11 protein-coding genes and 1 pseudogene are annotated in these 12891 nt (G+C 66.7%); 4 read left to right on the top strand and 8 right to left on the bottom strand.

What is annotated here, in order from left to right; all coding sequences use genetic code 11:
• The first annotated feature begins 33 nt into the window (after positions 1 to 33).
• On the top strand, positions 34 to 966 hold the full coding sequence (locus tag FOC84_RS14770) for a methyltransferase domain-containing protein (protein WP_173145059.1): 933 nt from the start codon (positions 34 to 36) through the stop codon (positions 964 to 966).
• A gap of 59 nt (positions 967 to 1025) precedes the next feature.
• Here FOC84_RS14770 and FOC84_RS14765 read toward each other — a convergent pair whose 3' ends face one another.
• The 7 genes from FOC84_RS14765 to rsmB form a co-directional block, all read right to left on the bottom strand.
• Entirely contained in the window at positions 1026 to 2270 is a 1245-nt protein-coding gene (locus FOC84_RS14765) for a YbdK family carboxylate-amine ligase (protein WP_013396665.1), read from the bottom strand.
• 308 nt (positions 2271 to 2578) lie between these two features.
• Entirely contained in the window at positions 2579 to 4048 is a 1470-nt protein-coding gene (locus FOC84_RS14760; protein WP_173145058.1) for a TrkH family potassium uptake protein, read from the bottom strand.
• Between the two features lie 51 nt (positions 4049 to 4099).
• Positions 4100 to 5479, bottom strand: coding sequence for a Trk system potassium transporter TrkA (gene trkA, locus FOC84_RS14755; RefSeq protein WP_173145057.1), 1380 nt, complete (start codon positions 5477 to 5479; stop codon positions 4100 to 4102).
• Positions 5476 to 6168, bottom strand: a complete 693-nt coding sequence (locus FOC84_RS14750; protein ID WP_173145056.1) for a response regulator — start codon at positions 6166 to 6168, stop codon at positions 5476 to 5478. Before FOC84_RS14750 ends, trkA begins: the two co-directional genes overlap by 4 nt.
• An 11-nt stretch (positions 6169 to 6179) precedes the next feature.
• Positions 6180 to 8495 (bottom strand): sensor histidine kinase, encoded by a 2316-nt coding sequence (locus tag FOC84_RS14745; protein WP_173145055.1) that lies wholly within the window; start codon positions 8493 to 8495, stop codon positions 6180 to 6182.
• Positions 8492 to 9082: a DUF4390 domain-containing protein gene (locus tag FOC84_RS14740; RefSeq protein ID WP_173145054.1), complete on the bottom strand. Its 591-nt coding sequence runs from the start codon at positions 9080 to 9082 to the stop codon at positions 8492 to 8494. The genes FOC84_RS14745 and FOC84_RS14740 overlap by 4 nt, the downstream gene beginning before the upstream one ends.
• A gap of 40 nt (positions 9083 to 9122) precedes the next feature.
• A complete protein-coding gene (gene rsmB / locus FOC84_RS14735; protein ID WP_173145053.1) occupies positions 9123 to 10460 on the bottom strand; it encodes a 16S rRNA (cytosine(967)-C(5))-methyltransferase RsmB in 1338 nt (445 codons plus the stop codon).
• Between the two features lie 92 nt (positions 10461 to 10552).
• On the opposite strand from rsmB, the gene FOC84_RS14730 reads away from it, so the two are divergent.
• From FOC84_RS14730 to FOC84_RS14720, 3 genes and pseudogenes are all read left to right on the top strand, one after another.
• A complete protein-coding gene (locus FOC84_RS14730; protein ID WP_173145052.1) occupies positions 10553 to 11185 on the top strand; it encodes a LysE family translocator in 633 nt (210 codons plus the stop codon).
• Between the two features lie 51 nt (positions 11186 to 11236).
• A pseudogene (locus tag FOC84_RS14725) lies at positions 11237 to 11356 on the top strand (cob(I)yrinic acid a,c-diamide adenosyltransferase); the annotation flags it as partial.
• Between the two features lie 109 nt (positions 11357 to 11465).
• A complete protein-coding gene (locus FOC84_RS14720; protein ID WP_173145051.1) occupies positions 11466 to 12356 on the top strand; it encodes a LysR family transcriptional regulator in 891 nt (296 codons plus the stop codon).
• A 58-nt stretch (positions 12357 to 12414) separates the two neighbouring features.
• Here the strand turns inward: FOC84_RS14720 and FOC84_RS14715 are convergent, their stop codons facing one another.
• Positions 12415 to 12699: a DUF4148 domain-containing protein gene (locus tag FOC84_RS14715; RefSeq protein ID WP_173145050.1), complete on the bottom strand. Its 285-nt coding sequence runs from the start codon at positions 12697 to 12699 to the stop codon at positions 12415 to 12417.
• Between the last annotated feature and the right edge of the window lie 192 nt (positions 12700 to 12891).

The following is a 12891-nucleotide window of genomic DNA, read 5'->3' as shown; positions in this document are numbered from 1 at the left end:
TCCGCCCGCGATATAGACGCGGGTGCGACCGAAATGTCCCTGCCAGAATCCGCAACGCTCCCCACCCTGCCCCTCGTCAGCGCCGACGTGCCCCGGCAATTCGCCCGCCGCGGCGACCTGGCCGAGGCTCAGTTCCTGTACGGGGAAGTCGCCCGCCGCATGCTGGGCCGCCTGCAATACATCCGGGCCCAGCCCCAGGCGATGCTGGACGCCGGCTGTGGCGCGGGAGACAACCTGCCGCTGCTGCGCGAACGCTATCCCGACGCCGCCTATACCGGCCTGGACAACTGCGAACCGCTGCTGGAGCAGGCGCGCAAGCGCCACGCCCCCGGCGGCCTGTCGGCCTGGATCGGCAAGCTGGCGCGCCGCGGCCCGGCCGCTCCGGCCTTCATCAATGCCGACCTGGCGGCTAGCGGCCTGGCGCCCGAATCGCTGGAACTGGTGTGGTCCAACCTGGCCATGCACTGGCACCGCGCCCCGCACGCCGTGCTGGCGGAATGGCGGCGCATTCTCAAAGTGGGCGGGCTGGCGATGTTCTCCTGTCTGGGACCGGCCACGCTGCGCGAGCTGCGCCAGGCCCTGGACGATGCCGGGCTGCGTACGGCCACGCCGTCCTTCGTGGACATGCATGATTTCGGCGACCTGCTGGTGGAAAACGGCTTCGCCGACCCGGTCATGGACCAGGAGATCCTGACCCTGACCTACCGCAGCCCCGAAAAACTGCTGCAGGACGTGCGCGCGCTGGGCGGCAATCCCGCCGAAGGCCGGCGCGGCGGCCTGGTCGGCCGCGACTGGCGCGACCGCCTCTGCGCCGCGCTGGAAGCGCAGCGCAGGCCCGACGGCCTGATCGTCCTGAGCATCGAAGTCGCCTACGGCCACGCCTGGCGGGCCGCCGCGCATCGCAACACGGCCGGCGAAACCCGGTTGTCGGTCAGCGCAATCGGCGGCCGGCACCGCACGCCCTGATCGGGGCGGAACGCGGCTGACCGGCAGAGCCAGCGCTTTGCGAGCGCCGGCCGTCCCGCCTAGTGCAGCCGTTCCGGCAGCGGCACGCTGACCCCGGGCTCGGAAGCCGGCAAGGCCGACATGGGTTCAGAAGTCGCCCGGATGCGCCGCCTCAGGACTGCCGTCGGTTCCGCGGGCCCTACGCCAGGCGCGGCCACGCCGCGCCATGCGTTCGACATGGCTTCGACCACCAGCGGCAGGTCGCGCAAGCGATGGAACTGGCTGCGCAGCCAGCGGGAATCATTGCCGCTGCGCATGGATTCATCGCGCAGGGCGGCGATCATGTCGCCCGTGCCCAGTTCTTCGGCCACCGGCATCAGGCGCTGGAACAGGTTGCGCAAATGATCCATCAGGCGCAGGCGCTGGCCGTCAGGCGTCACGTAGCTGCCCTGCAGACCGAAGCGGCAAGCCTGGAAGTGGTTGCTGCGGTAGGACAGCCAGGCGCCGTCGCCAGGATCGCCCTCGCGCATCAGCAGCACCGCCAGGGCCTGGGCGAAAGCCGCCAGCTGGCAAGCCCGCTCGACCGTCAGCGGCGTGTCGCACACGCGGATCTCGACCGTGCCGAATTCCGGCTTGGGGCGGATGTCCCAGTACAAGTCCTTGATGCTCTCGGCCAGGCCGTAGGCCCGCAGCTGCGCCAGATGCGCCTCGAACTGGTACCAGTCCTTCACTTCGGGCGGCATGTGGCCGGCCAGCGGGAAGCTGTTGACCGCGTTCAGGCGCGAGCACGAGAACAGGGTATCCACGCCCTCGCAATACGGCGAGGAGGCCGACAGCGCGATGAAATGCGGCACATAGGGCGACAGGCGGCGCAACAGTTTGATGGAATCGTCGCCGCTTTTGACGCCCAGGTGGATGTGCTGGCCGAAGACCGTAAATTGACGCGCCAGGTAACCGTACATTTCGGCCAGGTACTGGAAGCGCGGGGTGTCCGAAATGGAACGTTCCTGCCAGCGCATGAAGGGATGGGCGCCGCCGCCGGCCACCGACACGCCCACGGCGTCCGCCGCTTCGATCAGGGCGTCGCGCATCTCGCGCATCTCGGCCAGCAAGCCCATGGGGTGCTCGTGCACCGAGGAATTCAGTTCGATCATGGACCGCGTGATTTCCGGTTTAACGCGGTCGGCGATGGGGTGGTTGGCCATTTGGGCCAGCAGCTCGTCCGAGGCTGCGGTCAGGTCAAAACTGCGCGGGTCTATCAGTTGCAGCTCGAGCTCGATGCCCAGGGTGTTGGGGGCCGACGAAATGAACGGGATCTGTTCCATCTCGGACTCCTTTCTGAATGTTTGATGAGGGTGTGCGCCGTTCGACCTTGAAGCCCGGCAACATCCCGGGGGGCACTAGACGGCAGCTTGTGCACGCATGATAGCCGCTGTTTTGTGGCAAGAAGATGGAAAATCGTGACATTTATGTGCAACATCACGAAGCAATCGGTTTTTCCCTGTGAAGGAAAGTGAGCGAGCGCTCACGGCATAGAAACGGCGCGGGCTCCCGGCCCGCAGCGGCCGGATAGCCAGCGTGGAAGGGGCTTTCGAGAGGGGATGGGACAACCCTTTATAGGGTTATCCCTAGTCTATTTCCGCCAAAAAATAGGCGTGAACAGCACCAGCACGGTCAGCAATTCCAGGCGCCCGATCAGCATCGCGAAGGTGCAGACCCAGATCTGGAAATCGGACAAGACAGCGAAGTTGCCCATGGGGCCGACCGGGCCCAGGCCGGGACCGGTGTTGTTGATGCTGGCGAAAACCGCCGAGAAAGCCGTGATCGGGTCCAGGCCCGACAGCAGCAGCAGGCTGGTGAAAACGGCGATGGAAAGACCGTAAAACAGCATGAAGGCCAGCACCGACGACATGGTGCGGGTCTCGACCGCCCGCCCGTTGATGCGCACCGGGCTGACCGCATGCGGATGCAACATTGTTACCAGCTCATTGCGGGCCTGCTTGACCAGCAGGATCGCCCGGATCATCTTGATGCCGCCCCCGGTAGACCCGGCCGACGTGGCGAAGCCCGACAGCAGCAGCATCGTCAGCGGTGCAAACAGGGGCCATTGCGCGAAATCGGTATTGGCGTAACCCGTGGTGGTTGCCATGGAAATCGTGTTGAACATGCCGTAGCGCAGCGCCTGCAGCGGATCGTCGTAGACCCCCTTCAGGAACAGGAACACGGATATGACCAGCCCGACCCCCAGCACCACGACCAGGTAGGGAATCGCCTCCGGACACCGCAGGTAGGCGCGCCCGCTGCGCTGGCGGAAAGCATTGAAATGGGTGGCAAAGTTGATGCCGGCGATCAGCATGAACACCATCGCCACCATTTCCACCGCCACCGAATCGAAATGGGCGAAGCCGTCGTCCCAGGTCGAAAAACCGCCCAGCCCCATGGTGGTGGCCATGTGGCACCAGGCCTCGAACCACGACAGGCCGACCGCCCGATAGGCCAGGAAGCAGAGGATGGAGAACACGAAATAGACCGCGTACAGCGCCTTGGCGGTGCTGGCGATGCGGGGCGTGAGCCGTTCGTCCTTCATGGGTCCAGGCGTTTCCGCCCGCACCACCTGGTGCCCGCCCACCCCGAGCAAGGGCAGGATGGCCACAGCCAGCACCAGGATGCCCATGCCGCCGATCCAGATCAGCGTGGCCCGCCACAGGTTGATCGACGCGGGCAGCGTGTCCAGGTTGGTCAGGACCGTGGCGCCGGTGGTGGTCAGGCCCGACATGGCCTCGAAATAGGCGCTGGTGAACGACAGCGGCAGCCCGGCGCCGTGGAAGTAGAGCAGCAGCGGGATCGCGGCCAGCAGGGGCAGGCCCGCCCACACGGCCGACACCAGCACGAAGCCATCGCGCGCGCGCAACTCGCAACGGGCGCGGCGCGTCACCGCGGCCAGGCCGCCGCCTATGCCCACCGAAATCAGGAAGCCGTCCAGGAAGGCCTCGCGCGCGCCGTCGCCGCCCACGTAGGCGACGATCAGCGGGATCAACATGGTGAGAGCGAACATCACCATCGTCAGACCCAGGATGTAGAGGGTGCCCAGGACGCGCTTCATGGAGCTATCCGGCCGCGCGCGGCCCGCGCAGAAGGAGGGAGGCGGCGCGCATCAGAAGAAGGACGCCGAGACTTGGAACAGCTTTTCCACGCGCGGCATCTGCCGGCGCGAGGGCACGAAGACAATGACGTGGTCGTCGGATTCGATCACGGTATCGGCGTCCGGCAGGATGATTTCGTCTTCCCGCACCAGGGCGCCGATGCTGGCGCCCTTGGGCAGGCTGATTTGCCCGACCGCGCGGCCCACCACCTTGGAGGTGGAGCGGTCGCCGTGGGCGATGGCCTCCAGCGCTTCCGCCACGCCCTGGCGCAGCCGGTGCACGGCGGCCACGTCGCCGCGGCGCACGTGGCGCAGCAGCTCGCTCATGGTGGCCTGGGACGGCGACACGGCGATGTCGATATGGCTGCCCTGCATCAGTTCACCGTAGGCCTGGCGGTTGATCAGCGCGATCACCTTGCGGGCGCCCAGACGCTTGGCCAGCAGCGAGGACATGATGTTGTCCTCGTCGTCGCTGGTCAGCGCCAGCCACGTGTCCATGTCCTCGATGTTCTCGCGTTCCAGCAGCGCTTCGTCGGTGCCGCTGCCGTGCAGGACCAGCACGCTGTCGGGCAACTGGGTCGCCAGGTATTCGCAGCGCTTCTGGTCGCGCTCGATGATGCGGACGCTGTATTTTTCCTCGGCCAGCTGGCGCGCCAGGCGCAGGCCGATATTGCCGCCGCCCGCGATCATCACGCGGCGCACGGCGCGCTCGGCCTCGCGCAGCTGCCGCACCGCGCGGCGCGCGTCGCGCGAGTCCACCACCAGCACCACCTCGTCGCCCGGGGCGATGACGGTGCCGCTGCCGGCCCGCAGCGGCCGGCCGCCGCGCAGCACGTCGATGACGCGCGCCTTCACGTCGGGCCAGACGTCGCGCAGCTTGTCGACCGGGGAATGGGCCATCGGGCTGCCCGCCCCGACCCGCACGGTCACGACGCTGACCCGGCCTTCGGCGAATTCCACCACCTGCAGGGCTTCGGGGAACTCGATCAGGCTGTGCAGATAGGTGGTGACGCTGCGCTCGGGGCTGATCAGGGCGTCGATGCAGAAGCCCTCTTCGCTCATGAGTTCCGGGTGTTCGGCGAACTCGACCGAGCGGATGCGGGCGATGCGGCGGGGAATGTTGAACAGCTGGCGCGCGATCTTGCAGGCCACCATATTGGCCGAATCCAAGGCCGCACAGGCGATCAGCAGGTCGGTGTCGGCGGCGCCGGCGGCCTCCAGCACCGATACCTGCGAGCCGTCGCCATGGACGACGCGCAGGTCGAAGTGTTCTTGCAGGTATTGGAGCTGGACAGGATCCGAATCGATCACCGTGATGTCGTTCTCTTCGGACACCAGGTTCTCGGCCACGCTGGTGCCTACGCGACCAGCGCCCATGATCAGGATCTTCATGAGCTCCGCTTGCGGGCGGACTCGATGCCCAATTGCTTGAGCTTGCGGTACAGGTGGGTGCGTTCCAGCCCCGTGCGTTCCGACACGCGGGTCATGCTGTGGCTTTCGCGGACCAGGTGGTATTCAAAGTAGATGCGCTCGAATTCGTCGCGGGCCTCGCGCAGCGGCTGGTCCAGCGAGATGCTGCCCAACTGGCCGTTGGAGGTGACCGGGACTTCGTTGGCGGGCGCGGCGGCCAGGACCGGGGGGTCCAGTTCGTCTTCCAGCGCCACGGCGGCGTTGGACGCGGCCGGATGCGCGGCGGCGGGCGCCGGGTGCGGCGCGCGGCCGCGGGCCAGGCCGGCTGCGACGGTCTTCAGCAGACGCTGCAGCGTGATCGGCTTTTCGAGGAAATCCATGGCGCCGATGCGCGTGGCCTCGACCGCCGTGTCGATGGTGGCGTGGCCGCTCATCATGATCACGGGCATGTCCAGCAGGCCTTGCGAGCCCCACTCCTTGAGCAGGCTGACGCCATCGGTGTCGGGCATCCAGATGTCCAGCAACACCAGATCGGGGCGCATGCGCAAGCGTGCCGCGCGCGCTTGCGCCGCGTTTTCAGCCAACTCGACCGTGTGTCCTTCGTCGTATAGGATTTCCGACAAAAGCTCGCGTATACCGACTTCGTCGTCAACCACCAGAATTCTGGCCATAAAGCATCCACCTATTGCGTAGCCGCATTATCCTTTGCTTGCGCGGTCGCGTCTATTGTATCGGCCTCGGAAGCCAGCCGGGTCAACAAGATCGAGATCCGCGCGCCTCCTTCCTTGCGGTTGGCAAGGTCGATACGCCCGCCGTGTTCTTCCACGATCTTGCGTACGATTGCCAATCCTAACCCAGTCCCGTGGGACTTGGTGGTGACGTAGGGCTCGAACGCGCGCTGCATGACCTGGGGCGGAAAGCCCGGCCCGGTGTCGGCGACCGTGAATCTGAGCGCCTGATGGGCCGCCCGGTCGGGCTGCTCGCTGCGCATGAGCTGCGTGGTCACGCTGACCCGCCCTAGTCCACCCTGCTCGGCGATGGCGTCGCGGGCATTGGACATCAGGTTGTGGATCACCTGGCGCAACTGGGTGGGATCCCCCTCGATGAGAGGCAGGTCCGGCGCCAGCGTCACGTCCAGGTTCAAGGCCTTCTCGGCCAGGCGCGGCGAGCCGCCTTCGGGCTCCCAGCCATACAGCGACAGCACGTCCGCCACCAGGGCGTTGAAATCGATGCGCTGCATCACGGCCGGCGGCGTGCGGGCGTATTCGCGGAAGTCGTCCACCATCTGCTTGAGCGACGCCACCTGGTTGACGATGGTATTGGTGGACCTTTCCACGATCTGCGCCTCGGCGGGGGGCAGCTTGCCCTCCAGCTTCATGGCCAGGCGCTCGGCCGACAGCTGGATCGGCGTCAGCGGGTTCTTGATCTCGTGCGCCAGGCGGCGCGCGACCTCGCCCCAGGCCACGGTCCGGTTGGCCGAGATCACCTCGGTGATGTCGTCGAACACCACCAGATAGCCGTTGCCGCGCCCGTCCACGCGCAGATGCGTGCCGCGCGCCAGCAGGGTCAAGGGCTGCGCTCCCGCGGGCCCCTCGCCCTGGCCCGGAGCGATTTCGAATTGCTGCTGCCAGTGCTGGCGCTCGGAACCCACCGCGGCATGGGCGGAAAACGCCTGCCGGACGATGTTGGCGAACTCCAGCATGCCGCCCACCGTCTCCAGCGGACGGCCGATCACCGAGCGCAAATCCGCGCCCAGGATGGTCTGGGCGCCCTGGTTGACGGTCGTGACGCGGAACGATTCGTCGAACACCAACACCCCGGAGGACAGGTTCGACAACACGCTTTCCAGGTAGACGTTGGAGCGTTCCAGCTGCTGCCGGTTGCTCTCGACCATGCGGCGGGCCTCGTCGAGCTGGCGCGTCATGGCGTTGAACGAGCGCGTGAGCTGGCCGACTTCGTCGCGCTCCGGCGGTTCGGGCAGGGGCCGGTAGTCGCCCACGCCCACGGCCTGGGTGCCGCCCGCCAGGCTGAGCAGCGGGCGCACCAGCCGCTTGGACAGCGACAGCGCCACCGCGATGGCGCCGAAGGCCGCCAGCAGCAGGGCCAGCGTCAGAGTGATGCCGTACAGCTTGCGCAGGCCCAGCCGCGACAGCGCCAGCTCCTGGTAGTCGCGAAAGCCCTGCTGCACCAGATTGGCGTTGTGGGCGATCTGCTCGGGCACGGGCTGCAACAGCTGCAGCCAGCGCGGCTCGGACGCCGGTCCCAGCAGATTGTCGTAGCGGTCGGGACCCGTCAGCGGGATCACCACCCGCAGATGCAAGCCGCCCTCGGCGCCAGGCGTGACAGGGTCATCGGCTTCGGCGGCGGAATAGCCGCGCGCCAGCCGCAGCTGGTTCATGACCGTGGATGGCGGCATCGCCGGCAGCAACTGGCCGTACTGGCTGGTGGAGAACGCGACCATGCGCCCGCTGCCGGTGAAGACCATGGCTTCCTGCACGCCATTGGCCTCGCGCAGCCGCGTCAAGGCCAGCGTTACGCCGCTATCGGAGTTGCGGTTCAGCTCCACGGCCATGGAGCGCGCGCGGGCGTCCAGATCGGCCAGCAGCGAGTCCAGCGCGGCGCGGCCCAGGTTCAGGCCCGCTTCCAGCGCCGTGTCCACCCGCACGTTGAACCAGGATTCGATCGAGCGCGACATGAACTGCACCGACACGGTGTAGATCAGGGCGCCGGGCACCACGCCGATCAGGGCGAAGGCCAGGGAAAACCGGGCCGTGAGCCTCGCGCCGAACTGGCGCCGCCGGATCTGGCGGGCCAGCCGCACGGTCAGCGCCACCACCCAGACAAAGAGCGCCAGCGCGAAAATGCCGTTCAGCACCAGCAGCGTGTCGTAGTAGCGCGCAAAGCGCGAGGCATTGCCGGTGGACCACGCCAGCAGGCCCAGCAATGCCAGGCCGCTCGCGGCGCCAACCATCAGGGCCAGCCGAAGCAAAAGCCTCATGATGGGTCTTTCTCCTTGTCGCTGAGCACGAAGGTGAAGTCCAGCCAGGGCGTCGCCTGCACCCACGAACTGCTGTTCAAGGCGTTGACCTGGAAGGGCCGCGGCAACAGCGAAGTATCCAGGCGCAAGCGCAACTGGCCGCCGTAAAGCACGCCCGCGTCGAACTCGTCGGCGTCACCCACCGGCCAGTTGCGGATGTGGCGGATGACGCCCATGGCGTCGTCCAGGGAGGCGACCGGGAAGCTCAGCTCACCCACGCCGACCCGCCATTGCCGGGTCAGGGCGTTGTAGATGATGCGCCAGGTGCGGGAGGTGTCGACCAGGGATTTGTCGAACCACCACCAGCGCTCACGGTTGATATTGAGATCAGCTGTGAAGTAGAGCGGAACCCCGCGCTGGGCCGCGTCCCGCAGTTGCTGGTTCAGTTCGAACTCGATGTCCGCGTCGATTTCCAGCTTGCCGTCGCGCACCGCCGGGCGAACTTCGGAGACCTTGGGTTCGGCCCCATGCGCCTGCCCGCCCGGCACGAAGGAAAGCAAGGCAGATACGAGCAACAACCCGAGAAATAAGCGCGGAATAATGGACATACGGCACCAGAACTACGTCATGCCCCCTATTCTTGGCGATTCAGGACTGCTTGGCAAACAGGGCGTAGAAAAACCCATCGTGCTGGGCCGCAGGTGTTGCATCGACCGCAACAGGCAGCAATTGCCCGGGCGCCTCCAGGCGCTGCGCGTCGGGGTGGCGCTGCATGAACTCCAGCGCCTGGCGCGTACCCTCGATCGGGAAAATCGAGCAGGTCACGTAGAGCAGCCGGCCGCCGGGCGCCACGGTGCGCCAGAGCGCGTCCAGGATGCTGGCCTGCAGGGTGGCCGTGCGGCGCACGTCGTTCTCGCGCCGCAGCCAGCGGATGTCGGGGTGGCGGCGCACGATGCCCGAGGCCGTGCAGGGCACGTCGGCCAGCACGGCGTCGAATGGCTTGCCGTCCCACCAGGCATCCAGATCCGCGGCATCAGCCGCTTGCAACTGGACACGATCGCTTGCCAGGCCCAGCCGGTCCAGGTTCTGCCCGACGCGGGCCAGCCGGCCGGCGTCGGCATCCAGGGCCAGCAGGTCGATATCGGCCAGCTCCAGCAGATGGGCGGTCTTGCCGCCCGGGGCCGAGCAGGCGTCCAGCACCCGCATGCCGTCGGCGGGCGCCAGCAGCTCGGCCGCCAATTGCGCGCCGGCGTCCTGCACCGACCACCACCCCTCGGCGAAGCCGGGCAATTGCGTGACCGGCTTGGGCGTGGCCAGCACCAGGCCGGACTGGCCCACGGGCTCGGCCGCGAGGCCGGCGGCCTGGAAGGCGGCCAGCACCTGCTCGCGGCTGGCGCGGCGGCGGTTGACGCGCAGGGTCAGCGGCGCGGGCAGGTTGGCCGCGGCCAGGATCTCGCGCCATTCCTGCGGATAGGCCACGCTCAGCTGCTTGACCCACCAGCCGGGATGGTTCCATTGGGCTTCGGGACTGTTGGCGACCGCGGCTTCGAGCGCCGCGCGTTCCCGCAGGAAGCGGCGCAGGCAGGCGTTGAGCATGCCCTTGAAGGAGGCCAGGGCGCGGCTGCGGGACGCGGCCGTCACCGCCTGGTCCACCACCGTGTGCGCCGCGTAGACCGGCATGCCCGGCAGGGCCGCCGCGGCATCGCCCTCTTCCTTCAGCAGGGTCAGCGAGACCAGCAACAGGGATTCAAACAGCACGCTGGGATAGCGCTGCACCATCTCGCGGCCCACGGCGTCGGCCCAGCCCAGATAGCGCATCGCATGGAACGACACGGCCTGCGTGGCGGGCCGCAGGGACGATTCCACGTCGGCCAGCGCGTCGGTCAGGGAGCGGCCGTCCAGCACGCCCTCGACCACCTCCGCGCTGGAAAGCAGGACGGAGGACAGCGGAGGGGCCAGATTGGGGGAGTCGGAACGCGTGGACATGGTGCAAATTCAGGAGATAAGACCGCTATGGTAGCCGGACCTGGACGAACCGCGGCCGCCACGGCACACTGGCCCCAGCCACGGAGCCCCTCATGACCCTTGCCACCCTGCTGCTCTTCATCCTGGCCTCGGCCGTCACCATCATCACGCCAGGCCCCACCGTCCTGCTCGCCATGAACAACGGTTCGCGCCACGGCGTGCGCGCCGCCTGCTGGGGCATGGCCGGCGCGGTGCTGGCCGACCTGGTCCTGATCGCCGCGGTGGCCTCGGGCCTGGGCGTGGTGCTGGCGGCCTCCGAAATCGCATTCCAGCTCATCAAATGGGTGGGCGCGGCCTATCTGGCCTACCTGGGCTGGAAAATGCTGCGCTCGGACGCCGCGCTGGTCATGCCCGCCGCCCAGCCGGACGCCCGGCGTCCGGCCGGCCTGGCGCTGGGCCTGCGCAGCTTCGCCGTGGCGCTGACCAACCCCAAGGCGCTGCTGTTCATGTCCGCCTTCCTGCCCCAGTTCATCAATCCGGCCGCGCCCCTGCTGGCGCAGTACGCCGTGCTGGCCGGCGTCATGGCGCTGATGAACATCGCCGTGATGCTGGCCTATGCGGCGCTGGGCGCGCAAATGGTGCGCGCCTTCCAGGGCGCCGGCCTGCGCTGGCTGAACCGCGTCTGCGGGGGGCTGCTGATCGGGCTGGCCGGGACGCTGGCGCTGTATCGGCGCAGCGCGCCTTGAGCGGCATTCCGCTCAATAAGCAGCGGCGCACTGCCCTGCACCGACGGCATTAACCCGACGGTGCGACAGTACCTCAACCGGCTCGCGGATCTGATGTTCGTGTTGGCCCGCTACGTGAATCTGCAGCTGGGCGTGTCGGATGTGTACTGGAGCAGCAAGCATTCGCGGTAAGCGCGGCAGCAATTACCGACGAAGATGGAACGGTGTCTTTCATTTTTGGCGCCGAAACTCGCACTACTATGTCCGAAAAAGATCATCTCTCGCGGGGAGGATGGTACACATGGACATACAACTCAATGATCTCGCCGCATTCGTGCACATCGCGGATGCCGGGAATTTTTCCAAGGCATCCGAAGCATTCGGCATCCCTAGCTCGACCTTGTCGCGCCGGCTCGCCTACCTGGAACGGCAGCTAGGGGCGCCGCTGTTTCGGCGCACCACCCGCCGGCTGACGCTCACCGATTTCGGACAGGCATATCTCGACCGCTGCAAGCCGATTGTCGAAGGAATATATTCCGCGCATCGGCATCTGACGGATATGCACGAAGTCCCTGCGGGCAGGCTGCGCGTTTCGATGCCGGCGGGAATCGGCCAATTGATCCTGCCCACCGTCGCCAGCGAGTTTCGCTACAAATACCCCACTATCGAATGCGAAATCGACCTCAGCACCAGACCGGTCGATCCGATCGAGAATCCGTTCGATATCGTTTTCCGGCTGGGTGAACAGCCGGATTCGAGCCTCATCGGACGGCGGGTCGCCGAATTCAATTGCTTTCTTTTTGCGGCGCAGAGCTACGTATCCGCCCGTGGCGCACCCATCGCCGTCAGCGACTTGCGGCGCCATGAATGCCTGCGCTTCGGGATGAGCCGGTACGACTCGACCTGGATCCTCAATCGAGGCACGGTCACGGAATCGATTGGGGTGAACGGAAAGCTGTGCGCGAACAACTTCGGCCTGCTTGCCCGGTTTGCGGCGGCGGGGCTGGGCATAGCGCCTGTCCCCGTTCTGAAGGCCGTCGAGCCGCAGCTGCACGAAGCAGGCCTGGTACGCGTATTGCCCGAATGGGATTTCGGAATCGTTCCCTTGATTGCGCTGGTTCAGTCACGTCGGCTGCCCGCGAAGATCCGCGCATTCCTGGATTTTTTCGAACCGCGGCTCAAAAAGGCCTAGCGTTTCCGAAACCCAGCTCCTCGAACGGAGGCTCCAGCTTGCCCTGGGCAATCCAACGTTAGCCTGGAGCGGATTGCTGGCGGGCCTCGGCGCGCAGGCGCAAGTAAGTGGCGTAGCGCTCGCGATACTCCGCGCCATAGATGTCAGGCGAGCTTTCCCCACGAGAAAGCTCGTCCAAGCCGGATGCTCGCCATGCCTGCAAGTCCGCGACACGGTCCGCGCGGGTCAGTTCGCTGGGTTTGGGCGGCGGGACTTGGGTTTCTTCAGAGGCCGTCGCGCTGCTGGAAAAGATTCCAATGACGATGGCGGCCGCCGAAGCAAGAGAAAAGGTCTTGATGCGCATGGTGAAAGTCTCCGGTAAGCGGAAAGTTGCGGAATTGAATCGGCTTCGCTGAAGCCTTGAAGCCATTCTGCGCAACCACAGCTGACCTGAGCATGACCCGCAAATAACGTCGTTGTCAGGCGGCGCGGCCACGTCATTTTCGACGGGCCATTTCGGTTATCTCCATGTCAGCAAGGCGTCAGCGCCGGGACA

The organism is Achromobacter pestifer (assembly GCF_013267355.1).
GTDB lineage: Bacteria > Pseudomonadota > Gammaproteobacteria > Burkholderiales > Burkholderiaceae_B > Achromobacter > Achromobacter pestifer_A.
The sequence above is the reverse complement of the archived record's forward strand: the minus strand, read 5'-3'. Positions and strand labels throughout refer to the sequence as shown.